This window comes from Erwinia sp. HR93 (assembly GCF_034555055.1).
GTDB lineage: Bacteria > Pseudomonadota > Gammaproteobacteria > Enterobacterales > Enterobacteriaceae > Apirhabdus > Apirhabdus apintestini.
On the sequence record NZ_JAXUDP010000001.1, the window covers coordinates 1,218,847 to 1,244,746 of the forward strand.

The 25,900-nt window shown below is 54.7% G+C and carries 19 protein-coding genes, 3 tRNA genes and 1 pseudogene; 19 read left to right on the forward strand and 4 right to left on the reverse strand.

The features are described from left to right. Window positions 1-120 precede the first annotated feature (120 nt). The 3 genes and pseudogenes from mscM to rsgA form a co-directional block, all read right to left on the reverse strand. Complete coding sequence (gene mscM, locus SFA31_RS05685) at window positions 121-3,456, reverse strand: miniconductance mechanosensitive channel MscM (protein ID WP_322837105.1); 3,336 nt, start codon at window positions 3,454-3,456, stop codon at window positions 121-123. A gap of 197 nt (window positions 3,457-3,653) precedes the next feature. Then, window positions 3,654-4,604: pseudogene (asd, locus tag SFA31_RS05690) on the reverse strand (archaetidylserine decarboxylase); the annotation flags it as partial. 103 nt (window positions 4,605-4,707) lie between these two features. Continuing rightward, entirely contained in the window at window positions 4,708-5,760 is a 1,053-nt protein-coding gene (rsgA, locus tag SFA31_RS05695) for a small ribosomal subunit biogenesis GTPase RsgA (RefSeq protein ID WP_322837106.1), read from the reverse strand. 114 nt (window positions 5,761-5,874) lie between these two features. Between rsgA and orn the strand changes: the two genes are divergently transcribed. The 4 genes from orn to SFA31_RS05715 all read left to right on the forward strand — a co-directional run bounded on the left by orn (window position 5,875) and on the right by SFA31_RS05715 (window position 6,937). Next, window positions 5,875-6,420: an oligoribonuclease gene (gene orn, locus SFA31_RS05700; protein WP_322837107.1), complete on the forward strand. Its 546-nt coding sequence runs from the start codon at window positions 5,875-5,877 to the stop codon at window positions 6,418-6,420. Between the two features lie 150 nt (window positions 6,421-6,570). Next, window positions 6,571-6,646, forward strand: a tRNA-Gly gene (locus SFA31_RS05705). 71 nt (window positions 6,647-6,717) lie between these two features. Continuing rightward, window positions 6,718-6,793, forward strand: a tRNA-Gly gene (locus SFA31_RS05710). 68 nt (window positions 6,794-6,861) lie between these two features. After that, a tRNA-Gly gene (locus SFA31_RS05715) sits at window positions 6,862-6,937 on the forward strand. Between the two features lie 260 nt (window positions 6,938-7,197). Here the strand turns inward: SFA31_RS05715 and queG are convergent. Then, window positions 7,198-8,337: a tRNA epoxyqueuosine(34) reductase QueG gene (gene queG, locus SFA31_RS05720; RefSeq protein WP_322837108.1), complete on the reverse strand. Its 1,140-nt coding sequence runs from the start codon at window positions 8,335-8,337 to the stop codon at window positions 7,198-7,200. Between queG and nnr the strand changes: the two genes are divergently transcribed. The 15 genes from nnr to uilS all read left to right on the forward strand — a co-directional run bounded on the left by nnr (window position 8,336) and on the right by uilS (window position 25,802). Then, window positions 8,336-9,886 (forward strand): bifunctional ADP-dependent NAD(P)H-hydrate dehydratase/NAD(P)H-hydrate epimerase, encoded by a 1,551-nt coding sequence (gene nnr / locus SFA31_RS05725; protein WP_322837109.1) that lies wholly within the window; start codon window positions 8,336-8,338, stop codon window positions 9,884-9,886. The two genes, queG and nnr, sit on opposite strands and share 2 nt — an antisense overlap. Then, window positions 9,858-10,316: a tRNA (adenosine(37)-N6)-threonylcarbamoyltransferase complex ATPase subunit type 1 TsaE gene (tsaE, locus tag SFA31_RS05730; protein WP_322837110.1), complete on the forward strand. Its 459-nt coding sequence runs from the start codon at window positions 9,858-9,860 to the stop codon at window positions 10,314-10,316. The genes nnr and tsaE overlap by 29 nt, the downstream gene beginning before the upstream one ends. 32 nt (window positions 10,317-10,348) lie before the next feature. After that, window positions 10,349-11,653, forward strand: coding sequence for an N-acetylmuramoyl-L-alanine amidase AmiB (gene amiB / locus SFA31_RS05735; RefSeq protein WP_322837111.1), 1,305 nt, complete (start codon window positions 10,349-10,351; stop codon window positions 11,651-11,653). Window positions 11,654-11,730: 77 nt separating this feature from the next. Beyond that, window positions 11,731-13,719 carry a DNA mismatch repair endonuclease MutL gene (gene mutL / locus SFA31_RS05740; RefSeq protein ID WP_322837112.1) on the forward strand — a complete coding sequence of 663 codons (1,989 nt, stop codon included), beginning with the start codon at window positions 11,731-11,733 and terminating at the stop codon, window positions 13,717-13,719. After that, window positions 13,712-14,683, forward strand: a complete 972-nt coding sequence (gene miaA / locus SFA31_RS05745; protein ID WP_322837113.1) for a tRNA (adenosine(37)-N6)-dimethylallyltransferase MiaA — start codon at window positions 13,712-13,714, stop codon at window positions 14,681-14,683. Before mutL ends, miaA begins: the two co-directional genes overlap by 8 nt. Window positions 14,684-14,781: 98 nt before the next feature. Then, window positions 14,782-15,087, forward strand: coding sequence for an RNA chaperone Hfq (gene hfq / locus SFA31_RS05750; RefSeq protein WP_322837114.1), 306 nt, complete (start codon window positions 14,782-14,784; stop codon window positions 15,085-15,087). 76 nt (window positions 15,088-15,163) lie between these two features. After that, window positions 15,164-16,444, forward strand: coding sequence for a ribosome rescue GTPase HflX (hflX, locus tag SFA31_RS05755; protein WP_322837115.1), 1,281 nt, complete (start codon window positions 15,164-15,166; stop codon window positions 16,442-16,444). 70 nt (window positions 16,445-16,514) lie between these two features. Next, window positions 16,515-17,741, forward strand: coding sequence for an FtsH protease activity modulator HflK (gene hflK, locus SFA31_RS05760; RefSeq protein WP_322837116.1), 1,227 nt, complete (start codon window positions 16,515-16,517; stop codon window positions 17,739-17,741). Window positions 17,742-17,743: 2 nt separating this feature from the next. Next, window positions 17,744-18,748, forward strand: a complete 1,005-nt coding sequence (gene hflC / locus SFA31_RS05765; protein WP_322837117.1) for a protease modulator HflC — start codon at window positions 17,744-17,746, stop codon at window positions 18,746-18,748. Between the two features lie 157 nt (window positions 18,749-18,905). After that, entirely contained in the window at window positions 18,906-19,103 is a 198-nt protein-coding gene (locus SFA31_RS05770) for a DUF2065 domain-containing protein (protein ID WP_322837118.1), read from the forward strand. 102 nt (window positions 19,104-19,205) lie between these two features. Then, window positions 19,206-20,504: an adenylosuccinate synthase gene (locus tag SFA31_RS05775; RefSeq protein ID WP_322837119.1), complete on the forward strand. Its 1,299-nt coding sequence runs from the start codon at window positions 19,206-19,208 to the stop codon at window positions 20,502-20,504. 143 nt (window positions 20,505-20,647) lie between these two features. Then, the gene (nsrR, locus tag SFA31_RS05780) at window positions 20,648-21,082 is read left to right on the forward strand and encodes a nitric oxide-sensing transcriptional repressor NsrR (RefSeq protein ID WP_322837120.1); all 435 of its coding nucleotides are present in this window, start codon (window positions 20,648-20,650) and stop codon (window positions 21,080-21,082) included. Between the two features lie 29 nt (window positions 21,083-21,111). After that, window positions 21,112-23,586 carry a ribonuclease R gene (gene rnr, locus SFA31_RS05785; RefSeq protein WP_322837121.1) on the forward strand — a complete coding sequence of 825 codons (2,475 nt, stop codon included), beginning with the start codon at window positions 21,112-21,114 and terminating at the stop codon, window positions 23,584-23,586. 282 nt (window positions 23,587-23,868) lie between these two features. Further along, window positions 23,869-24,603 carry a 23S rRNA (guanosine(2251)-2'-O)-methyltransferase RlmB gene (rlmB, locus tag SFA31_RS05790; protein WP_322837122.1) on the forward strand — a complete coding sequence of 245 codons (735 nt, stop codon included), beginning with the start codon at window positions 23,869-23,871 and terminating at the stop codon, window positions 24,601-24,603. 335 nt (window positions 24,604-24,938) lie between these two features. Then, on the forward strand, window positions 24,939-25,802 hold the full coding sequence (gene uilS / locus SFA31_RS05795; RefSeq protein ID WP_322837123.1) for a UilS family quorum-quenching N-acyl-homoserine lactonase: 864 nt from the start codon (window positions 24,939-24,941) through the stop codon (window positions 25,800-25,802). Window positions 25,803-25,900: the final 98 nt, after the last annotated feature.

A 25,900-nucleotide genomic window follows, 5' to 3' on the forward strand; every position in this document is an offset into this window, starting at 1 on the left:
CGATGAGAACCGGCTGTAGCGCTCCATTGCTGCCGTCGCCGCGCTTTTTGCACAAGGGCGCGCTACAGTGGCTGCGGCGGATAGCCTTTAGGCTTATCCGCCGCTGGATCGCGGGCAGGCTTACAGGCTCCCCGGCAGGCGGGCTTTTCTGCCCGTAGAGCTCAGTGATTTCCCATTTTTAATGCCGTTCAGGCTTTCAAGGCGCATCTGAAAAGGCGGGAAGGGCATTTCCAGCCCGTGCTCACGGAAACCTTGTAGAATAAGCTGATGTATTTCGTGACGTAGCGGCATGCGATGCCCCATCTCGGCGGCATAGATACGCAGCTCAAACAGTTGAATACCCTGCTGTAAATCCACCAAAAAGGCGTCCGGTGCCGGGGTGTCCAGCACCAGCGCGCAGCGCCGCGCGGCAGTCAGCAGTATTTGGGTCACTTCTTCGCTATCGGCGTCCGTTGGGGCGGGAATCGTCAGAACTACGCGCGTAATCGGGTCGGAAAGCGACCAGTTAATAAACTGTTCAGTAATAAAAGCCTGATTAGGCACGATAATTTCTTTTCGATCCCAGTCGCTGATAGTTGTTGCGCGGGTGTTAATTTTCGTTACGCTGCCGGTCAGATCGCGAATAGTGACGGTATCTCCGATGCGAATAGGCTTCTCAAACAGAATAATTAGCCCGGAGACGAAGTTAGCGAAAATCTGCTGTAGCCCAAACCCCAGCCCGACCCCGAGCGCGGCGACCAGCCACTGAAGTTTCCCCCACTCGATGCCTATCATCGAGAACCCTGCCAGCCCGCCAATCAGCATCAATATATATTTTGTGATAGTCGTAATGGCATAGCCGGTCCCGGGGGTCAGACTCAGATGCTGTAACAGCGCAAGTTCCAGCAGCGCGGGCAGGTTACGCACAAGCTGAGCGGTGATAATAAAGACCAGCACGGCTATTAGCACCGCGCCAAGCGTAATCGGCTCCAGACTTTCCACGCCCTGTACGCTTGAGGTCACGTCCCACAGGGTAATATTTTCCAGAAACCCAAAGGCGGAATGGATTTCTGACCACAGTGCGATAACCGAAACCAGCGCTATCAGCATCAGCAGGCTTCTTACCAGGCGCAGTGAACTGGTGCTAATTGCGTCCAGATCGATAATCGGCTCTTCAACCTCGGCTCCGCCATCCGTGCCGTGCGTGAAGGGTTCTTCCTCGCCGCGAGCGCGCTGGGCCAGGATTTCAGCGCGCCGCTGCTTTGCGCGGTCGAACGCCAGTTTACGTCGTTGAATGAACATCCAGCGGCGAATAATGTGATAGATGACCAGCAAAAAGAACCAAATAGCAACGGAGGTTTCCAGGCGCGCCAGCAGCGCCTTTGCGGTCGCAAGGTAGCCGATGGCGGCGGCGAGAATGGCCAGTAGCGGAGCGCAAAGCATCAGGTTCCACAGCAGGCGATTAATAATATTGTCGCCGCCGTCGTCTTTTTCCTGATAAAGCGGCAGCTTCGCATGCTTCAGGCTGAGTGTTACCACAGCGACCGCGCCGCAAATTAGCATGAAACAAAGCCGCCCCAGCGAGGCGGCAAACTCGCGATCGTTTAAATTATCGAACATGATGACCGCCATAATCAGCGGCACAATAACGCCGACGCTCATCAAATAATTACGCATGGCGCGTGCCACTTGTTGGCGAGGCCAGCCAAAATGCACGACAAATAGCCCGTTTGGCCGGGCGAAAGTTGCGCAAATCATCACTGCCCACAGCAGCGGTACCGTGGCCGTAACGCCGTCACCGATGGCGACCGCCAGCGGATACGGCCAGGCGGCCTGCAAACCATGGCCCAGCGTCGCCCACAGCACGGGAAGCGGCAAAGCCACCAGAATCGACCAGAACACCGTGCGCATCGTGAGCCAGAAGTGATCCTGCGTCACTTTACCAACCCGGGCGCTGCAGCGTTCCAGAAACGCCGTGAACCGGCGGCGTGAAGCAATACTAAAACCCACCAGAACCAGCGCGGCGAAGAGCGGGAGCAGCGTCGTGCGGCTGGTCAGCATCATCATCGTGGCTTTACCCAATTGGCTGAGCGTATCCAGCGAGAGCAGTCGGCGCAGATCGCGCATGATATCCAGCGGCCAGCTTAGCCCCAGCGGGCTAACGTCCGATGTCCAGAACAGATAGCGATGCGTCGCTTCATTAACATCTTTCAGTGCGTCGATAAGCTGCCCGTTTGCAACCTTAAGCTTTGTCAGCTCCAGAATCAGCGTGTCGCCGCCCTGTAGCAATGAATTGAGCAGCTCGCTTTGGGTGCGAAGCTGGGCGTCGAGGATACGGCGTTGTTCATCGGTGAGCGGAGCACCGCTGGCCTGGTGAAGCTGGCGGAGCTGCTCCTGTTTGCCTAATTGTTCTTCATAGCGTAATCGCTGCACCCGAAGCTGTGCCAGCTCGGTATCTAACTGCTGGGGCTTCGGCGTTTCCGGCAGGCGTGCGACCTGGGCGCGCAGCGCTTCGCCCAGCACATTAGAGATGCCCAGCCACTGCGACTGTTCGCGCAGAGTGTTCAGCGCCTGGCGGACTTGCAGAATTTGACGCGTGGCCTGGCGCTGCTGCGAGGCGACCAGATCCATTCTTTGCGCCTGTTGATTAAGATCCTGAGAGAGCGAACGATTGATGCGGAACTGCGCCACAATATCTGGCGGCAGGTTGGCGCTATTTTCCGCCATCATCTCTGTGCTTTCCAGCGCCTGTTCCGCTTCGCGCTGACGCAGGCTGTTGAGCTGGTTACGCAGCGACTGTAGCCAGGCATCAAGCTGGCCGGCCTGCTTTTGCGACAGTTCGGCGCGCTGGCGCGCCAGCGCCTGGCGATTGCTGGCGGATAGCTGGGCCAGTTCAAGCTCATCTACGAGTGCCTTCAGGCGCGCGGCTTCCGCCTGGGCGGAAATTTGCTGGGCCTGACCGAGCGGAGTGCTGGCGTTTTTTGGCGAAGGCTGGCGGTGTTCAATGGCGCTGAGCTGGCGCCGCGCGTCGGTTTGCTGTTGGGGAAGTTGAGCGAGGGAGTCGGTGATTTCGCGGTTGCGCTCCTGCTGCTGCTGGGCTTCGCGGCTTTTATCCAGTAACTGACTGCTGGTTTGCAATATCTCTTGATTTAGCGCGTCGGCGCTCATACCTACGGGGAGTTTGCGCGGTGCGTTATTTAAGTTATTGAGCTGCTGGCGCAGCGTTTGAGACAAACGAGGGAAGTCATCGATAACTTTTTGATAGCGGGCGGCGCGCGCCAGCGAGGCGTCGCGTTCTTCCAGCGCGTTTAACGCGGCCTGCAGCGCTTCAATAGTTTTTATCTGTCCCGGCTGCTTTTTATCTGCTTCTTTAGCCTGAGTCAGTTCTTGAGTGATTTGTTTTGCGTCGGGGATGGCGGCGGCGTGCGCCATCCCACTGAGGCTTATCGCCATCAGAAAAAAGAGGAACAGGCGCACGTCGCGTTACCTTATTATTAATCGGCCTTAGTTAGGCGTAGTTATTCATTATCAGAGTCAGGCTTTGGCGCCTGTGCGGGCGCAGATGCGGCACCTTTTCCCGGCTGCCGGGGCCGTTGCTGAGGCTCAGCCTCAGGTGCGGCGGTGTCGGGAGCTGCGATGGCGGTTTCGCTTGTGGAAACCGGCAGAGGAGCCTGGTCAACAACCGGCTGGGCTTTGGGGCCGGCGGCTGATTCGCTTACGGGCGCTGCGTCCACCTTAGGCGGAATATCGGTCGCCGCGGCATTGTTCGCCCGGGCCAGCGGCTCGCCAATGCGGGTCGGTGCGCGATGTTCCAGGTGTGGCATCAGGGTAACCTGACCCGGCGCAAATAAATTAATCACGGTCGAGCCGAGCTTAAAGCGCCCCATTTCCTGGCCTTTCAGTAGGGCGATACAGCCTTCGCTGTCCCCGGCGGGCCAGGTCCAGCGTTTAATAATGCCTTCGCGCGGCGGAGTGACGGTGCCTGACCAGACGGTTTCAATACTGCCGACAATGGTTGCGCCGACCAGGATTTGCGCCATTGGACCGAACTCAGTGTCGAACAGGCAAATGACGCGCTCATTACGGGCAAACAGATTCGGCACATTCTGCGCGGTGAGATGGTTGACGGAGAAGAGGTCACCTGGGACATAAATCATCTCGCGCAAAATACCGTTACAGGGCATATGCACGCGGTGATAGTCGCGCGGCGACAGATAAGTAGTAGCGAACGCCCCGTTACGGAATAACGCCGCCATCTGATAATTCCCTGCCAGCAGCGCTTCCAGTGTGAAAGAATGCCCCTTTGCCTGGAGTAATTTGTCATTGTCGATAGCGCCTGCCTGGCTAATAACGCCATCGGCTGGCATCACCAGCGTTGTCGGGTCTGGGTTAATAGGGCGCACGTCGTCGCGCAGCGGTCGAACAAAAAAGTCGTTAAAGGTGCGATAGCTGGCGGTATCGGGCTTTTGCGCTTCCTGCATATCGACTTTGTAATATTTGACAAAGAGATCGATAACCCCTTTTGTCAGCCAGCCGGCGCGCTTACTGGCACCCCAGCCTGCGAATTGCGTCAGCCATTGCTTTGGCAGGAGATATTGAAGAGAAAGTTTGATGTTGTTGAACAAAATAGCCTCCAGGCCAATATTTTTGCCAGTCCTTGCCCGGCGGCTCGCGGCGAGCCAGGCACTGCAGTAAGTAAAGAGGCGGCATTCGCCTCTCTGTGTTTTATTACCCGCCAATATCGGAAAAGTTTTTGCGCGTTTTTATTTGCGCCATGCTCTCCAGGATTCGGTGGTAGTTATCAAAACGCGATTCGGCGATGTCGCCGCGCTCGACGGCGGCGCGGATAGCGCAGCCAGGATCGTTATCATGGCTGCAATCCCGATATTTGCAATGGCCTAAATAGTCATGAAATTCGACAAAGCCGCGCGTAATTTGTTCCGGTTCCAGATGCCATAAGCCAAACTCCCGCACGCCGGGCGAGTCAATTACTTCGCCACCGTGCGGGAAGTGATACAGGCGCGCGGCGGTTGTGGTGTGCTGCCCCAGCCCGGAAACACCCGAGACATCGTTGGTGAGGATCTGTCGCTCTTTAAGCGCCAGCAGCGCGTTCAGTAAGCTGGATTTCCCCACTCCTGACTGCCCGGCAAAAATGCTGATTCTGTCCGTCAGCGCCTGTTCAAGCGCTTGCTGCGTTTCAGGATAGTGGCTCGATACCATTAAAACGCGGTAGCCAATATCCCGATAGATAGCCATTTGTTCTTCAACGAAGGCCATCCCTTCGTCATCCAATAAGTCTATCTTATTCAGTACAATAAGCGGTTCTACGTTCAGCGTTTCACAGGCCACCAGGTAACGATCGATAATATTCAGCGACAGCTCCGGCAAAATCGCTGAAACGATAACGATTTGGTCAATGTTAGCGGCGATGGGTTTTACGCCGTCGTAGAAATCAGGGCGCGTTAATACTGAGGAGCGTTCGTGCACCGCTTCGACAATGCCCGTTACGGTAATGCCTTCACCGGTTTCTTTTGCCGGACGCCAGACTACGCGATCGCCGGTAACCAGTGAGCGAATGGTGCGCCGTATATTGCAGCGGTGCAGAGTGCCATCGGCGGCTTCAACGTCGGCATGCATACCGAAGCGGCTGATAACCCGGCCTTCGGTAGGCTCACCAAGCTGGCTGTCGTCATAATCGACGCCTGACTCAGGCTTGAGACGGCGCTTGTGATTAGCGCTGACGCGCCGCTGCTGGCCTTTCGAAAGTTTCTTTTTACTCAATCGCGCTGGCTCCTGGTCGCTCCAGAGAAACAAAACCTCTATGATACACGCTATTTTATATGAAATAACCCATTCTTACCGGGTGAATTCGCGTAACGCTGGGGAGGCGTGGCCATGAGCGTAAATGAAAATAACCTGATTTGGATTGACCTTGAAATGACCGGGCTGGATCCCACGCGCGATCGTATTATTGAAATCGCTACGATAGTCACGGACCGGGATCTGAATATTCTGGCTGAAGGCCCGGTAATTGCGGTGCATCAGTCTGACGAACAGCTGGCATTAATGGATGACTGGAATGTGCGAACCCATACCGGCAGTGGGCTGGTGGCACGCGTAAAAGCCAGTCAGTTTGACGATGGTGCAGCAGAGCGTGAGACATTAGCGTTTTTGCGCCAGTGGGTGCCGGAAGGGAAATCGCCGATTTGCGGCAACAGCGTTGGTCAGGACAGGCGTTTTCTGTTTAATTATATGCCGGCGCTGGAAGCCTACTTCCACTATCGTTATCTGGACGTTAGCACGCTGAAAGAATTGGCCCGCCGCTGGAAGCCGGAAATCTTAGAAGGCTTTCAGAAAAAAAATACCCATCAGGCGCTGGACGATATTCGTGAGTCGGTGGCGGAACTTGCATACTATCGCGAGCACTTTATCCGCCTGTAAGCAGCGGGGCGCAGAGAAACTCGTCATTTTGCCGAAGAAATCGGCATTCAAACGAAAAGCACGACTTTTTGTGCTTAAAGGCTTGCGAGGAAAATCATTTCTCGTATAATGCGCCTCCCGTAACGGTACACAATTGTGCCGTTGCGCAACGCGGGAATAGCTCAGTTGGTAGAGCACAACCTTGCCAAGGTTGGGGTCGCGAGTTCGAGTCTCGTTTCCCGCTCCAAATTTTTGTCGCTGGTAGCGTTATTAGGTGGCAGGTGCCTTAAGCTGTAAGTTTCAGGCGCAACGTATTATGCGGGAATAGCTCAGTTGGTAGAGCACAACCTTGCCAAGGTTGGGGTCGCGAGTTCGAGTCTCGTTTCCCGCTCCAGATTTTTGTCGCCGATAAAGATAGGCGGCAGGTGTCTTAAGCTGTAAACTTCAGGCGCAACGTATTATGCGGGAATAGCTCAGTTGGTAGAGCACAACCTTGCCAAGGTTGGGGTCGCGAGTTCGAGTCTCGTTTCCCGCTCCAGGTATCCTTCTTCAGTATTCTTATCTATTACCTACTTTTAGCCCGTTTGCTAGCATTCCTCTCCTTTTTGTAAACAGAGTTATCCACAGGGTAGATATTTGCTTTCGCCTGGCAATGATAAATTGCTGCAAATCAAATTTTTTTATTCATCTGTTTTTATTGAGAATAATTTAATTGTGAAACGTTAATACGATCGCTTGACGTTTTTTTCCACGTTGAATGACAACGGCTTTTTATTTTTATCCACAGACATAAAATATTCAGGCGTCCCGGGGTAAACCTTTTTCAACGGCGCGGATAAGCCGCCGCGTTTTGGCCGGTTGTACCTCAATGGCGCAGGCATCCCGTTTGGCTATCTGTTGCGCAATCGCCCAGTGAATATGCTCATCCAACAGTTCATGCTCGCCCAGCCGGGCGCTCAGCGCGTGAATATACTTTTCATCCCAGGGCGCGTTTCCCAGCGCAACGGCGATATTTCTTGACCAGCGCAGATGGCCAATTCGCCGGATAGCCGACCCTTCAGTCACTTTGAGAAAAGTTGCTTCACTCCAGGCGAACAGCTCGGTCAAAGGCGGTGCGTGCAGGGCTTTACGCGGGGCAAAGTCGTCTTCATCCGTAAGCTGAGAAAAACGGTTCCACGGGCAAATAAGCTGGCAGTCGTCGCAGCCGTAAATGCGATTGCCGATAAGCGGACGCAGCGCTTCGGGAATGCTGCCGTCCAGTTCGATAGTCAGATATGAAATACAGCGTCGCGCGTCGACTACGTATGGTTCTACGATTGCTCCGGTCGGGCAGGTTGTCATACAGGCGACGCAGCGTCCGCACTGTTCTTCAACCGGGCCATCGACCGGGAGTGGAAGATCGATCAGCAACTCGCCCAGGAAAAAAAACGATCCGGCATCGCGACTTAAAATTAGCGAATGCTTCCCGGTCCAGCCGAGGCCCGCTTTTTCCGCCAGCGGACGTTCAAGAAGCGGCGCTGAATCCACAAACGGTCTAAAATTCAGCGCAGCGCAGTGGGTTTGAATCATTTCGCCCAATTTTTTTAGCCGGTTACGCAATAGCTTATGGTAGTCGCGCCCAAGCGCGTAGCGGCTGACGTAGCCGAGACGGGGATTATTCAGCGTGCTGGCGAAGGCGGCACCGGCGGGCAGGTAATTCATGCGCACGCTGATTACGCGAAGCGTGCCGGGCAAAAGTTCATGCGGACGCGCGCGCATCATGCCGTGTCGCGCCATCCAGGCCATTTCTCCGTGGTATTGTTTCTCAAGCCAGGCCTGGAGCGCAGGTTCGCTGGCGCTGAGATCGGTATCCGCGATCCCTACGTGCTGAAAGCCGAGCGTAGTGCCCCACTGTTTAATATTGAGCGCTAATTGAGTGAGATCGAGGGGTTGAGACATGACGGACCATAATAAGAAGACGAACGCCGAGAGTATACCATACGAAGCCTGGCCGGCGGACTGGTTCCCCGATGCAGAGCGTGAAGCGGCGGATACGCTGGGGCTAACGCTCTATGAATTAATGCTGCGCGCCGGTGAGGCGGCCTTTCAGCTCGCCGTGCGCTGCTATCCGCAGGCGCGTCGCTGGCTGGTTATCTGCGGGCATGGCAACAATGGGGGCGATGGCTATGTTGCTGCGCGGCTGGCGCAGGGGCAGGGCATCGATGTGACGCTGCTGGCCACAGAGAGCGATAAACCTTTGCCGGACGAGGCGGAGGCCGCCCGGGTCGCATGGCTGAACGCCGGAGGCGTTATCCACGCCGCGGATGCGCCCTGGCCAGAAGAACGCGATCTTATCATTGACGGGCTATTAGGCACGGGATTACGCAACGCTCCGCGAGCCGAGTTGCAGTTGCTAATTGAGAAAATAAATCTTTATCCCGCGCCGGTGCTTGCGCTGGATATTCCCTCTGGCCTATTAGCGGCAAGCGGCGCGGCTCCGGGCGCGGTGGTACAGGCGCAGCATACCCTCGCGTTCATTGCGCTTAAATGCGGTTTACTGACCGGGAAGGCGCGCGATGTCGTCGGGCATCTTCACTGTCACGATTTAGGATTATCTGCCTGGCTTGCCGCGAAACCGGCGCCGTTTGTGCGGCTTGATGCCAGCTGCCTGGCCCGCTGGTTAACGCCGCGCAGGCCAACCGCGCATAAAGGAGATCATGGTCGCCTGTTGCTTATTGGCGGTGATACCGGGACGGCGGGGGCAATCCGTATGGCGGGCGAGGCCGCGCTGCGTGCCGGGGCTGGCTTAGTTCGCGTATTGACGCGCAGTGAAAATATCGCGCCTTTACTCACCGCCCGACCGGAGCTGATGGTACAGGAGCTAACGCCCGCTGCGCTTGGCGCTAGCCTGGACTGGGCCGACGTTGTCGCGGTCGGCCCGGGCCTCGGTACCCAAAGCTGGGGGAAGAAAGCGCTGCAAAAAGTGGAAAATTTCCGGAAACCGATGTTATGGGACGCCGATGCGCTTAACCTGCTGGCAATCAATCCGGATACGCGTCAAAATCGCGTTATTACGCCGCATCCGGGCGAAGCCGCACGTTTGCTCAACTGTAGCGTGGCGGAGGTTGAGCGCGATCGCATTCAGGCAGCGCGTAATCTGGCTAAGCGCTATGGCGGCTGTGTAGTACTGAAAGGCGCAGGCAGCGTTATCGCCAGTTCACAAGGGGACTGCGCCCTGATAGACGCTGGCAATCCTGGCATGGCCAGCGGAGGGATGGGAGATGTGCTCTCTGGTATTATCGGTGCGCTGCTGGCCCAAAAATTGCCACTGTATGATGCCACCTGCGCCGGTGCCGTGGCTCACGGCGCAGCGGCAGATTCGCTGGCCCGCCGATTTGGCACGCGCGGTATGCTTGCGAGCGATGTAATCGCTGCGCTTTATTCCTGTGTAAATCCAGACATTAATCAACGAGATGACGATGACGCTAGCTGTTTCGCTCAACGATGAATCCGCGACACTCGCATTAGGCGCCCGGCTGGCAAAGGCCTGTAATGGGGCAACAGTGATTTATTTATATGGTGATTTAGGCGCCGGAAAGACGACCTTCAGCCGCGGTTTTCTGCAGGCGCTGGGGCATGTGGGAAATGTGAAAAGCCCAACGTATACGCTGGTCGAACCCTATGAGCTAGGCAATATTACTGTCTATCATTTTGATTTGTATCGCCTTGCCGATCCTGAAGAGTTAGAGTTCATGGGTATTCGCGATTATTTTGCACATAACGCTATTTGTCTTGTCGAATGGCCTCAGCGGGGCGCTGGCGTATTGCCGCCCCCGGATATTGAACTGCGCCTAACCTACCTGTCCTCAGGGCGGGAAGCGCAGATTACCGCCGTTTCTCCCGCGGGTACTGCGTTACTGGCGCGCCTGGCGGACTAATTGCCGTAAGCCCATTTTACAAGGATGAGGAGATGAATCAGAAAATGAGAAAGTGGCTGTTAACCTTGCTGTTAACGCTGTGCGCGCCGCTGTGGGCGGCAAACGTCTCTGATATTCGGGTTTCCAATGGGGCGACGCAGGCGCGCATTACCTTTCAATTCACGGGGGATCCGCAATACACATTCACCCCGGTTGGCAAACGCACCGTGGCGTTAGATATTCATCAAAGCGGCATTATTCAGGGACTGCCGCTGGATTTTAATGGTCAGAATATGGTGCGACGCATTCGCGCCGGGCAGCCTCAGGGGAGCGGTAACGTAAGGTTGCTGGTGGATTTAACTCAGGATGGGAAAACCCAGGCGATAAAACGACGCACTAATGCGGGATATTCCGTGGTATTCACTATCGATGCCATAAGTAAACCGTTACCGCCAGCCATCAAAGACCCTCGGCCTGTAGTGAAAGAACGCGTTGCCGCAGCGCCGACAGCCACCACCACCCAGCCGGCGAAAAATCCGTTTCAGCCGCAAAGTGAGCGCACAACGGCCGTTGTGGCGGGTAATCGCTCTGCGCGTCCTGCGGCCGCCAGGCATTCACAGCGCGCGCCGGCAGGTAAGGTAGTTATCGCGATTGATGCCGGGCACGGCGGCCAGGATCCGGGCGCGATTGGTAGCGGTGGCACCTGTGAGAAAAATGTCACTATCGGTATCGCCCGCAAAGTACGCACGCTATTGAATGCGGACCCCATGTTCCACGGAGTTTTAACCCGCGACGGTGATTATTTTATCTCCGTGATGGGGCGTTCGGACGTGGCGCGCAGACAGAACGCAAATTTGTTGGTTTCTATTCACGCGGATTCGGCGCCAAATCGTGAAGCGAAGGGCGCATCCGTATGGGTGCTCTCTAACCGACGCGCAAACAGCGAAATGGCGAACTGGCTGGAACAGCACGAGAAACAGTCTGAGCTATTAGGCGGCGCGGGTGATGTATTGGCAAATAACCAGGCGGACCCTTATCTTAGCCAGGCGGTTCTTGATTTGCAGTTCGGCCATTCCCAGCGGGTTGGCTATGATGTCGCCCGCAATGTATTAACGCAATTACGCCAGGTCGGCGTATTGCATAAGCGCTTGCCGGAGCATGCAAGCCTGGGCGTACTGCGCTCGCCGGATATTCCCTCGCTATTAGTGGAAACCGGTTTTATTAGCAATGGCGCTGAAGAACGTCTGCTGGCCAGCGACGCTTATCAACAGCGGATCGCAAACGCGATTTATCAGGGGCTGCGCAGCTATTTTCTGGCACATCCTCTCCAGTCGGCACCCGCGAAAAATGGGCGGTAAGCGTCAATCACTCGTGCGTAGCGATAACGAATAAAGTTTCACCCGGCCGGCTTGCCGTGCGGGTAAGAGGAGAACGTATGTCTATTCAGATCCTGCCACCGCAATTGGCAAACCAAATCGCCGCTGGCGAAGTGGTCGAGCGCCCGGCGTCGGTGGTTAAGGAACTGGTTGAAAACAGCCTGGATGCTGGCGCGACGCGCATCGACATTGATATCGAGCGCGGTGGCGCAAAGCTTATTCGTATTCGCGACAATGGCTGCGGGATTGGGAAAGACGAACTGGCGCTCGCGCTGGCGCGCCATGCTACCAGCAAAATCGCGACGCTGGACGATCTGGAAGCAATCGTCAGTCTCGGCTTTCGGGGGGAGGCGCTGGCCAGCATTAGCTCCGTTTCACGTTTAACCCTGACTTCGCGCACCGAGGGCGCTTCGGAAGCATGGCAGGCGTATGCGGAAGGGCGCGATATGACCGTGATGGTCAAACCTGCGGCACACCCTACGGGGACGACGCTGGAGGTATTGGATCTTTTTTATAATACGCCCGCCCGGCGTAAATTTTTGCGCACGGAAAAAACCGAGTTTACCCATATTGATGAGGTTGTGCGGCGCATTGCTCTTGCGCGCTTCGATGTGACTATCAATCTTACTCATAATGGAAAGCTGACCCGGCAATACCGCGCGGTTCAGAAAGAAACGCAGCGCGAGCGCCGTCTCGGCGCGATTTGCGGAGCGGCGTTTCTTGAACAGGCGCTGGCCATTGAGTGGCAGCACGGGGATTTAGCTTTGCGCGGTTGGGTCGCGGAGCCGCGGGCTACGGCGCAGGCGCTGACGGATATTCAATATTGTTATGTCAATGGCCGTATGATGCGCGATCGGTTAATCAACCATGCGATTCGCCAGGCGTGTGAAGATAAACTGGGCCTCGACAGACAGCCTGCTTACGTGTTGTATCTGGATATTGATCCCCATCAGGTTGATGTGAATGTCCATCCGGCGAAGCATGAAGTGCGTTTTCATCAGTCGCGGCTGGTGCACGATTTTATTTATCAGGGCGTTCTCAGCGTGCTGCACCAACGGGCAGACACGCTGCCGCTGGATGAAGCGTCGGCGCCGCGCTGGCAGCCGGAAAACCGCGCCAGCGCCGGCGAGAATCAGTTTGCACAACCGGAGTCGGACGCTATCTATGGGCGAGGCCACCGGGCTGAAACATCGACATCCGTAAGGAAGGCTTCTGTTGCACGGGAGGCTGGCAGCATTGACTATGGTGCTGGTGCTGGTGCTGGTGCTGGTGCTGGTGCTGGTGCTGGTGCTGGTGCTGGTGCTGGTGCTGGTGCTGGTGCTGGTGGTTGTCAGAGGCGTGATGGCTCAGGTTGGCCGCATGCGGCGCCGGGGTATCAGAAACAGCAGGGAGCGCTATATCAACAGTTACTGGATACGCCGCCGCTGGCCGAAGCCGATAACGCGTCAAAACACGCGCTTCCAATTAAAGATCCTGCTGATGGCGGTGAATCCGCGCAGAGCTTTGGGCGGGTTTTATCTGTAATAAAACCCGATATCGCACTGGTAGAGCGAAACGGTCATTTTGCTGTACTTGCATTAGCGGTTGCCGATCGCTGGCTGCGGCTGGCTCAGTTGCAGCCTGGGGATGAAAAATTGCGCGCCCAGCCTTTGCTTATCCCGGTACGACTAAAGCTAGAAGCCACGGAGCGCCAGACTTTATCGCACTGGCAAGATCTACTGGAAACGGTAGGGATGACGTTTGCTATCGACGCACAATTTGTCACGGTGCGGGCCGTTCCTTTACCGTTACGCCAACAAAACTTACAAAACTTGATTCCTGAGCTGATAGGCTACCTGGCGCAGCAGGAAAAAGAGACTGCGGAGACCATCGCGCGCTGGCTCGCCGGGCGCCTTACCTGTAGCCATACGGAGTGGGGCATAGCGCAGGCAATAACTACGCTGGCGGATCTTGAGCGGCTATGCCCTAAGCTGATAAAAAATCCACCGCCCGGTCTGTTACAATACATTGATTTACAATCAGCGATAAGCGCCCTGAAGCATGAATGACGTGAGCTATTCTTATAATAATACCGGCCTGCCGTCGGCCATTTTTCTAATGGGGCCTACCGCATCGGGCAAGACGGCTTTAGCTATTGAGCTCCGTCGCGTGTTACCGGTCGAACTCATCAGCGTTGACTCAGCGCTTATTTACCGGGGCATGGATATCGGAACGGCAAAGCCGGATGCCCGTGAACAGGCTCAGGCGCCGCACAGGTTATTAGATATACTGGACCCAGCCCAGGCTTATTCTGCAGCCGATTTTCGGCGTGATGCTCTTGCTGAGATGGCGGATATCGTTGCCGCAGGGCGGATTCCGCTATTAGTGGGCGGCACGATGCTTTATTTTAAAGCTCTGTTGGAGGGGCTATCGCCGCTGCCGCCGGCTTCTCCCGAGGTGCGGGAATCGATAGAACAGCAGGCGGCGCAATTGGGCTGGGAGTCAATGCATCTCCGCCTCCAGGAAATCGATCCCGTAGCGGCTATGCGTATCCATCCGAATGATCCGCAGAGGCTTTCTCGGGCACTGGAAGTTTTTTTTATTTCGGGTAAAACTTTAACAGAGTTGACGCAAACGGCAGGAGAGGCTCTACCGTATCGGGTGCATCAGTTTGCCATCGCTCCGGCGAGTCGTGAACTGATTCATCAGCGAATAGAGCAGCGTTTTCATCAGATGTTAGCTTCAGGCTTTGAAGCTGAAACGCGGGCGCTTTTTGCTCGCGGTGACTTGCATACGGATATGCCTTCGATTCGCTGCGTAGGATATCGCCAGATGTGGGCATATTTGTCTGGAGAGATAACGTACGATGAGATGGTTTATCGGGGAATTTGCGCAACAAGGCAGCTTGCTAAGCGCCAAATGACCTGGTTACGGGGTTGGAACGGCGTGACGTGGCTGGATAGTGACGCGCCACAGCAAGCCTTAAGGAAGATTCTACAAGAAGTACAGGTTCCTGGTGCGTTGCACCCCTGAATGTGTACAATTACAACGTCTCGTATGCATTTTTTTAGACGTAATTTCAGGACCTAAGGGTTCTAAGTATAAACAACAAGCTATAAGGAAAAGATAGAATGGCTAAGGGGCAATCTTTGCAAGATCCGTTCCTGAATGCGCTGCGTAGGGAGCGTGTTCCGGTTTCTATTTATTTGGTGAATGGTATTAAGCTGCAAGGTCAAATCGAATCTTTCGATCAGTTCGTCATTCTGCTGAAGAACACAGTCAGCCAAATGGTATATAAGCACGCGATCTCTACCGTTGTACCGTCTCGTCCAGTTTCTCATCATAGCAATAACGCTGGCGGTACGGGTAACTATCATCACGGAAGCAGTAACGCGCCGGCCACTTCAACCCAGCAAGAAAGCGATAGCGCTGAATAAGGTTGATGGCTGTAGGTTTATGACGGGGAACCAGGCTAACTGTGTTCCCCGCCGATCGTTTTGAGAGGTTATACGCTTGTTTGACCGTTATGACGCCGGTGAGCAGGCGGTGCTGGTCCACATCTGGTTTGAGCAGGATAAAGACATGGAGGATCTCCAGGAGTTTGAATCCCTGGTCTCTTCCGCAGGTGTCGAAGCGCTGCAGGTGGTGACTGGTTCCCGTAAGGCGCCGCACCCTAAGTATTTTGTAGGCGAAGGTAAGGCTGTCGAAATCGCTGACGCGGTGAGGGCCGTCGGGGCCTCCGTCGTGCTATTTGATCATGCGCTAACGCCGGCTCAGGAACGTAACTTGGAGCGGCTTTGCGAATGCCGCGTTATTGACCGAACAGGTTTAATTCTCGATATTTTTGCGCAACGTGCGCGTACCCATGAAGGGAAATTGCAGGTTGAGCTGGCGCAGCTACGGCATTTAGCCACGCGGCTGGTTCGCGGTTGGACCCACCTTGAACGACAAAAAGGGGGCATAGGCCTGCGCGGACCGGGTGAAACGCAGCTAGAAACGGACCGGCGCTTATTGCGCAATCGTATCATGCAGATTCTTTCGCGCCTTGAGAAAGTTGAAAAGCAGCGTGAACAAAGCAGACGCGCCCGCACGCGCGCTGATGTACCCACCGTTTCGCTTGTCGGTTATACCAATGCGGGAAAATCCACTTTATTTAATCGCATGACGGCGGCAAATGTGTATGCTGCGGATCAGCTTTTTGCGACACTGGATCCTACGCTGCGTCGCATCGACGTGGCGGATGTCGGCGAGACCGTGCTGGCGGACACGGTAGGTTTTATCCGCCATTTGCCGCATGATTTAGTCGCGGCGTTTAAAGCAACACTGCTGGAAACCCGGCAGGCGACATTGCTGTTACATGTTATTGATGCGTCCGATTTGCGGATACAGGAAAATATTGACGCCGTAGAGTCGGTTCTTGAGGAAATTGATGCCAGGGAACTGCCGACGCTGCAGGTAATGAATAAAATCGATATGCTGGATGAATTTACCCCGCGTATCGACAGAGACGAAGAAAATGTTCCGGTGCGTGTCTGGCTGTCTGCGCAGACGGGGGCCGGTTTACCACTCCTTTTTCAGGCGCTAACGGAGCGTTTGTCTGGCGAGATTGTGCAGCATACGCTGCGCCTTCCTCCCCAGGCAGGGCGATTACGGAGCCGTTTTTATCAGCTTCAGTCGATAGAAAAAGAGTGGATGGATGAAGACGGCTTCGTTGGATTGCAGGTGCGTATGCCTGTAGTAGACTGGCGTCGCCTTTGTAAGCAAGATCCAGCCGTATTGGATTATTTAATCTGATGCCGGTAGGTTCGCCTGAAGATTTTCCCCTGCTGTGGGGATCACTGCACAACCAATATGGAGCAAAAACATGGCGTGGAATCAGCCCGGTAATAACGGACAGGACCGCGACCCGTGGGGAAGCAATAAGCCCGGCGGCGACTCTGGGGGCAATAAAGGCGGCCGCAATCAGGGGCCACCGGATTTGGACGATATTTTCCGTAAATTGAGCAAAAAGCTCGGAGGCTTCGGCGGCGGTAAGAACGGCGGCCAGGGGCCTCGGGCGCATATGGGCGGTCGTGCCGTTGGCGTAGTGGCGGTAATCGCGGTGGTGATATGGGCCGCTAGCGGTTTTTATACTATCAAAGAGGCCGAGCGCGGCGTAGTAACGCGGTTTGGTAAATTTAGCCACATGGTAGAGCCCGGCCTTAACTGGAAACCGACCTTCATTGATAGCGTGCGTGCTGTGAACGTAGAGTCCGTGCGTGAACTGGCGGCATCCGGGGTTATGCTGACATCGGATGAAAACGTCGTGCGCGTTGAAATGAACGTGCAATATCGGGTAACCGATCCACGTCGTTATCTATTTAGTGTCACCAGCGCCGACGATAGTCTGCGGCAGGCGACAGATAGCGCACTGCGTGGCGTTATCGGTAAATATACGATGGATAAAATCCTGACCGAGGGGCGTACGGTTATCCGTAGCGATACTCAGCGTGAACTGGAAGAGACGATTAAGCCCTACAACATGGGGATTACTCTGTTAGACGTTAACTTCCAGGCCGCGCGCCCTCCGGAGGAAGTAAAATCCTCATTTGACGATGCGATTGCCGCACGTGAAAACGAGCAGCAGTATATCCGCGAAGCGGAAGCCTACGCGAACGAAGTACAGCCGCGCGCGAACGGTCAGGCGCAGCGTATTCTTGAAGAGGCTCGCGCCTACAAGACTCAGACCGTACTGGAGGCTCAAGGGGAGGTAGCGCGTTTTGCGAAGATCCTGCCTGAATACAAAGCCGCGCCGGAAATTACGCGCGAGCGCCTGTATATTGAAACGATGGAAAAAGTGCTGAGTCATACCCGTAAAGTCCTGGTGAATGATAAGGGCGGCAATAATTTGATGGTGCTGCCTTTAGAGCAAATGTTAAAAGGCGGTACTCCGGCGCCAGCTAATACCAGCACTACTGCTGATAATGAACATCTTCTGCGCCTGCCACCCGCGTCGCCGTCAGACGATCGCGCCAGCGGTTCAACGACGTCCAGCCGCGGCGATATCATGGATCAACGTCGCGCGAATGCACAGCGCCGGGGGAGTGAATAACAATGCGTAAATCAGTCATTGCAGTAATTATTATCGTGCTGGTCGCGCTATATGCCTCAGTCTTTGTGGTTAAAGAAGGCGAGCGCGGTATTACGCTGCGCTTTGGCAAAGTGGTTCGTGACGATGACAATAAACCAAAGGTGTATGTACCGGGTCTGCACTTCAAAGTGCCGTTTATTGAAACCGTTAAAACTCTGGATGCCCGTATTCAAACGATGGACAACCAGGCTGACCGGTTTGTTACTAAAGAAAAGAAAGACCTGATCGTCGATTCGTACATTAAGTGGCGCATCAGCGATTTTAGTCGCTATTACCTGGCGACCGGCGGTGGCGATGTTTCACAGGCTGAGGTACTGCTGAAACGTAAATTCAGCGACCGTCTGCGTTCGGAGATTGGACGTCTGGATGTTAAAGATATCGTTACTGATTCGCGCGGGCGCTTGACGCTTGAAGTTCGTGAAGCGCTGAACTCAGGCTCTGCCGGGACGGAGGACGAAGTGGAAACGCCGGCGGCGGACGATGCGATAGCGAAAGCCGCAGAGAGGATCACAGAGGAAACTAACGGGAAAGTGCCGGTTATTAATCCAAACAGTATGGCGGCGTTAGGTATTGAAGTCGTGGATGTGCGGATTAAACAAATTAACCTGCCTGCGGAAGTCTCTGAAGCTATTTATAACCGTATGCGCGCGGAACGCAGCGCAGTAGCACGTCGCCATCGTTCTCAGGGTCAGGAAGAGGCCGAGAAGCTGCGCGCGGCGGCGGATTATCAGGTGACTCGTACGCTGGCGGAAGCAGAGCGGCAGGCGCGTATAGTTCGCGGTGAAGGAGATGCAGAGGCGGCGAAGCTATTTGCTGACGCGTTTAGTCAGGATCCTAACTTCTATGCATTTATTCGCAGCCTGCGCGCCTACGAGCAGAGCTTTAACTCAAAACAGGATGTTATGGTGCTTAGCCCGGAAAATGACTTTTTCCGTTATATGAAAGCGCCAAACAGCAGCGCTCGTTAACGTTTCCCTGGTGCATGCCGATAGATGAAGTATCGGCATTCGAAAAACTATGCCGGTCAGAATGAATGATGACCGGCTTTTTTTATCTTTAAGAAGCTCGCGCGTGGCCGGTGGTTGCTGGTGCTGCCTGGCCGAGTAAAAAACAACTGGATAGAAAATGAATACAACAATTTGGAGCGCGCTGGCGCTGGTGCTGGTACTGGAAGGCCTTGGGCCAATGCTCTTTCCTACGCTCTGGCGTCGTATGATTGGTGCCATGATACTGCTGCCAGAAAAAGCACTGCGTCGCTACGGCGGAGGGCTTGTGGTGGCTGGCATTGTCATTTACTACATGCTGCATAAAGGGCTAAGTTAAAGATAAATCAGGCGAGAAGCGCGCATTTTTGTCGCCTGAAAGGGCTGAATATCTCAAAAACCGGTGGTAGAATCCATTTTTAAGCAAACGGTGATTTTGAAAATGGGTAACAACGTCGTCGTACTGGGCACCCAATGGGGTGACGAAGGGAAAGGGAAGATTGTCGATCTTCTGACTGAACGGGCCAAATATGTTGTGCGCTATCAGGGTGGGCACAACGCGGGCCACACGCTGGTAATCAACGGTGAAAAGACCGTACTGCACTTAATCCCCTCAGGTATTCTTCGTGAGAACGTCATCAGCGTCATCGGCAACGGCGTGGTGCTCTCTCCGGCCGCGCTGTTGAAAGAGATGAAAGAGCTTGAAGATCGCGGCATTCCAGTGCGCGAGCGTCTACTCCTCTCTGAAGCCTGCCCGCTTATCCTGGATTATCATGTAGCATTAGACGCTGCTCGTGAAAAAGCGCGCGGTGCGAAAGCAATTGGCACCACTGGCCGCGGCATTGGGCCGGCGTATGAAGATAAAGTCGCGCGTCGCGGCCTGCGCGTGGGCGATCTCTTTGATAAAGCAGCTTTCGCTGAGAAACTGAAAGAAGTGATGGAATATCACAACTTCCAGCTAGTGAATTTCTATAAAGCCGACGCCGTGGATTATCAGACGGTGTTGGACGACGCGATGGCCGTTGCCGATCTACTGACCAGCATGGTGGTGGATGTCTCTGAGCTTTTAGACCAGGCGCGCCTGCGCGGCGATTTCATTATGTTCGAAGGCGCTCAGGGGACGCTACTGGATATCGATCACGGTACTTATCCTTACGTCACGTCTTCCAATACTACCGCTGGCGGTGTTTCTACCGGCTCTGGCGTAGGCCCGCGCTATATCGACTATGTTCTGGGGATCCTCAAAGCTTATTCAACGCGCGTCGGCGCTGGCCCGTTCCCTACCGAACTGTTTGATGAAACCGGTGAGTATCTGTGTAAGCAGGGGAATGAATTCGGTGCCACTACTGGACGTCGCCGCCGCACCGGCTGGCTGGACGCCGTTGCCGTGCGTCGCGCGGTGCAGATTAACTCTTTATCTGGCTTCTGCCTGACCAAACTGGACGTTCTGGACGGCCTGAAAGAGGTTAAGATTTGTATCGCTTACCGCATGCCAGATGGCCGTGAAGTTACAACTACTCCGCTGGCGGCGGATAGCTGGGAAGGTATCGAGCCGATTTATGAGACCCTGCCGGGCTGGTCAGAAACGACGTTTGGTGTGAAGGAACGCAGTAAGTTGCCTCAGGCTGCGCTGAACTATATCAAGCGCATTGAAGAAGTAACGGGTATTCCAGTGGATATTATTTCTACGGGACCGGATCGTAGTGAAACAATGATCCTGCGCGATCCTTACGACGCTTAAGCTGCACTTATCGGGCGCGTTAAGGCGCCCGATCCCCCGCCTTAATCAAATTAATTAGCCGCCTGACGGGTGGCTGGTTTATCATCAGTATATTCTCGCTTTACGGCGAACGGCTTTTCCCCTCCTTTTTATCCGAGGTTGATGTGCAGTTAACGAGTTTTACAGATTATGGTCTGCGGGCTTTAATCTATATGGCGTCTTTACCCGAAGGCGAGATGACCAATATTACCGAAGTAACCCAGGTTTATGGCGTTTCCCGTAATCACATGGTGAAAATAATCAATCAACTGAGCCGGGCCGGTTTTGTTACCGCTATCCGCGGTAAAAACGGCGGTATTCGCTTAGGTAAACCGGCGGAGTCAGTGCGTATTGGTGATGTGGTGCGTGAGCTAGAACCGCTAACGCTGGTTAACTGTAGCAGCGAGTTTTGCCATATTACTCCTGCCTGCCGGTTAAAGTCCGCGTTATCTAAAGCGGTACGCCTTTTCCTTGAAGAGCTGGATAACTATACCCTTGCGGACTTAGTGGAAGATAATCAGCCACTCTACAAATTGCTGCTGGTGGAAGAACGCGTGTAGCGCCAGCGGGTGACAACGGAGGAACCGTCATGTCAAAAGATCCTTTCCTGACGCGAGAGGCGGAGAAATATTCAAATCCGATCCCCAGCCGGGAGTTTATTCTCGACCTACTGTCAAAGCGGGAAAAACCCGCCAGCCGCGATGAATTAGCGCAGGCGTTACAGATTGACGGCGAGGAACAGCATGAAGCGCTGCGCCGTCGGCTGCGGGCAATGGAGCGTGACGGGCAATTAGTCTTCACGCGCAGGCAATGCTACGCGCTGCCGGAACGGCTGGATCTGGTTAAAGGTATAGTGATCGGGCATCGCGACGGCTTCGGCTTCCTGCGCGCTGAAGGTAAAAAAGACGATCTCTACCTCTCTTCCGAGCAGATGAAAACCTGCATCCACGGCGATGAAGTGCTGGCGCAGCCGCTGGGCGCGGATCGCAAAGGGCGGCGCGAGGCGCGTATTGTGCGCGTGCTGGTGCCTAAAACCAGCCAAATCGTTGGCCGCTACTTTACTGACGCCGGCGTTGGTTTCGTAGTGCCTGACGATAGCCGGTTAAGTTTTGATATTTTGATTCCGCCGGAAGAGACGCTCGGCGCGCGTATGGGCTTTGTGGTGGTGGTTGAGCTAACGCAACGCCCAACTCGGCGAAGCAAAGCGGTGGGAAAAATTGTCGAGGTGCTGGGCGACAATATGGGAACAGGTATGGCGGTAGATATCGCGCTGCGCACCCATGAAATTCCTTACGTCTGGCCGCCTGAAGTCGAAACGCAGGTTGAGGGGCTGAGCGAGGAAGTGCCCGAATCGGCTAAGACCGGGCGCGTTGATTTACGTGCACTGCCGCTGGTGACGATTGATGGTGAAGACGCCCGAGATTTTGACGATGCAGTCTACTGCGAAAAGAAACGCGGTGGCGGCTGGCGTTTATGGGTTGCGATTGCTGACGTTAGCTATTACGTGCGTCCAGGCACGCCGCTGGACAAAGAAGCGTTAAACCGCGGTACTTCGGTCTATTTCCCTTCCCAGGTAGTGCCAATGCTGCCGGAAGTATTATCGAACGGGCTTTGTTCGCTTAATCCACAGGTCGATCGCCTGTGTATGGTGTGTGAGATGACCATCTCCGCGCGCGGTAATCTTTCAACGTGGAAGTTCTATGAAGCAGTCATGCGCTCACATGCGCGCCTGACCTACACTAAAGTATGGCATATGCTGCAGGGCGACAGGGAACTGCGGGAGCACTATCAGCCGCTGGTGAAGCCGATTGAAGAGCTGCAGCGTTTATACAAAGCGCTGGAACAGGCGCGCAGCGAGCGCGGCGGTATTTCTTTTGAAAGCGAAGAAGCGAAATTTATCTTTAACGCGGAGCGGCGCATTGAGCGTATCGAACAAACGGAGCGCAATGAGGCGCATAAGCTGATTGAAGAGTGCATGATTCTGGCGAATGTCTCAGCGGCACGTTTTGTTGAAAAGCACGATGAGCCAGCGCTGTTCCGCGTGCATGACAGACCGACTACGGAAGCGATAACCGCTTTTCGCTCGGTACTGGCAGAACTGGGGCTTGAGCTGCCCGGTGGCAATAAACCACAGCCTCGGGACTATGCCGCGCTGCTGAGTTCCATTGCCGATCGCCCGGATAGCGAGATGCTGCAAACTATGCTGCTGCGTTCAATGAAGCAGGCTATCTACGATCCGGAAAATCGCGGTCATTTTGGCCTGTCGCTGGCGTCTTACGCCCACTTTACCTCACCAATCCGCCGTTATCCTGATTTACTGCTGCATCGCGCCATTAAATATTTGCTGGCGAAGCAGGCGGGCGACGAAACGCAGATTAAAGGTAACGGCGGCTGGCATTACAGCATGGAAGAGATGCTGCAATTAGGTTCGCGTTGCTCAATGGCGGAGCGTCGGGCAGATGAAGCCACGCGGGAAGTGACGGACTGGCTGAAGTGCGACTTTATGCTTGACCAGGTTGGGCAGACGTTTAGCGGCGTTATTGCGAGCGTAACCGGGTTTGGTTTCTTTGTCCGTCTTAATGAGCTATTTATCGATGGGCTGGTACACGTATCCTCGCTCGATAATGACTATTATCGCTTCGATCAGGTAGGCCAGCGGCTGACGGGCGAATCCAGCGGGCAGACTTATCGGTTAGGCGATAAAGTCGCGGTACGCGTTGAAGCCGTTAATATGGATGAGCGCAAAATAGATTTTTCCCTAATCTCTAGTGAGAGAGCGCCTCGTGGAGCAGGTAAAACTGCGCGCGATAAAGCTAAAGGGAAAAAGGATAAGTCAGCACCGAAAGGCGGGCGTCGCCGACAGGCGGGTAAGCGCGTGAATTTCGAGCCTGACAGCGCTTTCCGCCCGGCAAAAGGCGCAAAAGCCAAAGCGCAGGAAAAGGGGAGTGCTAAAACCGATAAGCCTGCGAAGAAGCCGAAAAAAGCGAAGCCACCCTCTGAGAAGACCCAGAAAATAGCGGCAGCAACCAAGGCGAAGCGCGCTGCGAAAAAAAGTGCTCAATAGTGTCAGTAATAGCATGAGAGCCTGTGCTGGCCTGAAGGAGGTTAAACCCTTTTTTGGCAGGTGGCACGAAGTCTGCCCCGCAGGGGCAGGCTTAAATGCTAACGCGTTTTTACTTTGCGCGATGAAACCGGCGTTAACGATAATCATAGAGCGCCGAGGCGATGGGTGCTCCTGCCCGCAGGATGTATATTCAATCAGCAATAAAGTGTAACGAGCGTTCTTATTCTCTTGTGGGCACGGAGCCGGGGGAGAACGGCGTAACCTGATAAAACGAGTAAAAAAATGAGTGAAATGATTTACGGCATCCATGCTGTACAGGCCCTGTTAGAGCGTGCGCCCGAGCGTTTTCAGGATGTTTTTGTTCTTAAAGGGCGTGAAGACAAACGTCTGGTGCCACTCATTCATGCGCTGGAAGCCCAGGGCGTGGTGATCCAGGTCGCCAGCCGCCAGTTTCTTGATGAGAAAAGTGAAGGTGCGGTGCATCAAGGGATCATCGCCCGGGTGAAGCCCGGTCGACAGTATCAGGAAAACGATTTACCGGCGCTGCTGGAACAACACGCGCAGCCATTCCTGCTAATCCTTGACGGCGTTACCGATCCCCACAATCTGGGAGCCTGCCTGCGTACGGCCGATGCGGCGGGCGTTCATGCGGTAATTGTGCCGCGCGACAAATCGGCGCAGTTGAACGCGACGGCAAAAAAAGTGGCGTGCGGCGCTGCGGAAACGGTGCCGCTGGTGCGCGTGACGAATCTTGCGCGCACGCTGCGCATGCTGCAGCAGGATTATAATATTTGGATTGTCGGGACGGCGGGGGAAGCCGATCATACGTTATATCAAAGCAAGCTTAACGGTGCGCTGGCGCTGGTTATGGGGGCAGAAGGCGAAGGTATGCGACGCCTGACGCGAGAGCACTGCGATGAATTAATTGGCATTCCTATGGCTGGCAGCGTTTCATCGCTGAACGTTTCTGTCGCGACCGGTATTTGCCTGTTTGAAGCAGTGCGTCAGCGCAGCTAAGCATTTTATCCTGCTCGTACCCGCGAGCCACCGGCAGGCCGCCCGGCCTGCCTGGATTACCCTCTCACGCTTTTTGAGTTTTTTCTTGTTCGCGTAACTGCGGATTTATTTATGACTAAACCCGCACGCTAACGGTAAAGATACGCTTTGGCCCCTATTGACGCGGTGCCATCCACGCGGCAAGCGATCCATTAGCGGAAGTAAGCTGGCAAAGTTTCTTTCACTTAGCTAAATAGTTACATAATGTAATTATTCTCTTTTCCTTAATGCGTCCGCGCAGTATAAACACAGCCGTTACTGATGATCTTTCTAAGAAAAATCAAAAAGGATGCGCTATGACCACGACGACTCATCAATTAGATAATGGAATTTCCCTGACCGTATATCACCCGGCACCGTGCGATACGCCGCAGCCGGCCGTAGTTTTATGCCATGGATTCTGCGGGATTCAGGGGTTACTTCTGCCGGCGTTTGCTCAGGCTTTTGCGCAGGCCGGTTATTTATCCGTAACTTTTGATTATCACGGGTTTGGCGCCAGCGAAGGCGAACGTGGGCGTTTAGTTCCGGCGCTGCAAATTGACGATATTGTCAGTGTGCTTCAGTGGGTTAGCGCACGCCCGGAGGTGGATGAGTCGCGTATTGGCTTATGGGGAACATCGCTGGGCGGCGCTCACGTTTTCGGGGCGGCGCGGCTTTATCCCCAGGTAAAATGCATTATTAGCCAGTTGGCGTTTGCCGATGGTGAAGCGATAGTCACCGGTGCTATGACCGATGAAGAGAAGCGGGGGTTTGTGGAGTCGCTGGATAAAATGGCGCAGAAAAAAGCCGCGACAGGTAAAGAGATGTTTGTTTCAATCACGCGAGTATTGAACGATGAAGAATCGCGAGCCTTTTTTGACTCACACAAAGCGGACTGGCCGGCCATGGATATAAAAATTCCATTCCTGACGGTGCGCGAGACGCTGCTATATAAGCCGCAGGAAAATGCCCGTCAGGTGACCTGCCCAACTCTGATTGTGGTAGCCGGCGAAGATACCGTGAATCCGCCAGCGCAGGGCGAGGCGCTGTTCCAGGCCGTGGGAGCCGCCAATAAGCGGCTATACCGCGAGGAGGGCGCGCGGCATTATGACGTGTATCGTGGCACACATTTTGAAGCGGTGATTGCGCAACAGCTTGTCTGGTTCGCTGATAATCTGTAACTCTTTTTCGATGAGAATGCGGTTTTGTGCGCTGTTGCCGTGTAAAGTGCTCGTCAGCGTCCATACTTAGATGCGTTGTCATTAAGAGAGGGACGCGG

Coding starts and splice junctions, on each gene's coding strand:
- uilS (WP_322837123.1), top strand. CDS start 24,939: ATGACCACGACGACTCATCAATTAGATAATGGAATTTCCCTGACCGTA.
- nnr (WP_322837109.1), top strand. CDS start 8,336: ATGACGGACCATAATAAGAAGACGAACGCCGAGAGTATACCATACGAA.
- SFA31_RS05775 (WP_322837119.1), top strand. CDS start 19,206: ATGGGTAACAACGTCGTCGTACTGGGCACCCAATGGGGTGACGAAGGG.
- hflC (WP_322837117.1), top strand. CDS start 17,744: ATGCGTAAATCAGTCATTGCAGTAATTATTATCGTGCTGGTCGCGCTA.
- amiB (WP_322837111.1), top strand. CDS start 10,349: ATGAATCAGAAAATGAGAAAGTGGCTGTTAACCTTGCTGTTAACGCTG.
- SFA31_RS05770 (WP_322837118.1), top strand. CDS start 18,906: ATGAATACAACAATTTGGAGCGCGCTGGCGCTGGTGCTGGTACTGGAA.
- hfq (WP_322837114.1), top strand. CDS start 14,782: ATGGCTAAGGGGCAATCTTTGCAAGATCCGTTCCTGAATGCGCTGCGT.
- miaA (WP_322837113.1), top strand. CDS start 13,712: ATGAATGACGTGAGCTATTCTTATAATAATACCGGCCTGCCGTCGGCC.
- rlmB (WP_322837122.1), top strand. CDS start 23,869: ATGAGTGAAATGATTTACGGCATCCATGCTGTACAGGCCCTGTTAGAG.
- mutL (WP_322837112.1), top strand. CDS start 11,731: ATGTCTATTCAGATCCTGCCACCGCAATTGGCAAACCAAATCGCCGCT.
- rnr (WP_322837121.1), top strand. CDS start 21,112: ATGTCAAAAGATCCTTTCCTGACGCGAGAGGCGGAGAAATATTCAAAT.
- tsaE (WP_322837110.1), top strand. CDS start 9,858: ATGACGCTAGCTGTTTCGCTCAACGATGAATCCGCGACACTCGCATTA.
- hflK (WP_322837116.1), top strand. CDS start 16,515: ATGGCGTGGAATCAGCCCGGTAATAACGGACAGGACCGCGACCCGTGG.
- orn (WP_322837107.1), top strand. CDS start 5,875: ATGAGCGTAAATGAAAATAACCTGATTTGGATTGACCTTGAAATGACC.
- queG (WP_322837108.1), bottom strand. CDS start 8,337: ATGTCTCAACCCCTCGATCTCACTCAATTAGCGCTCAATATTAAACAG.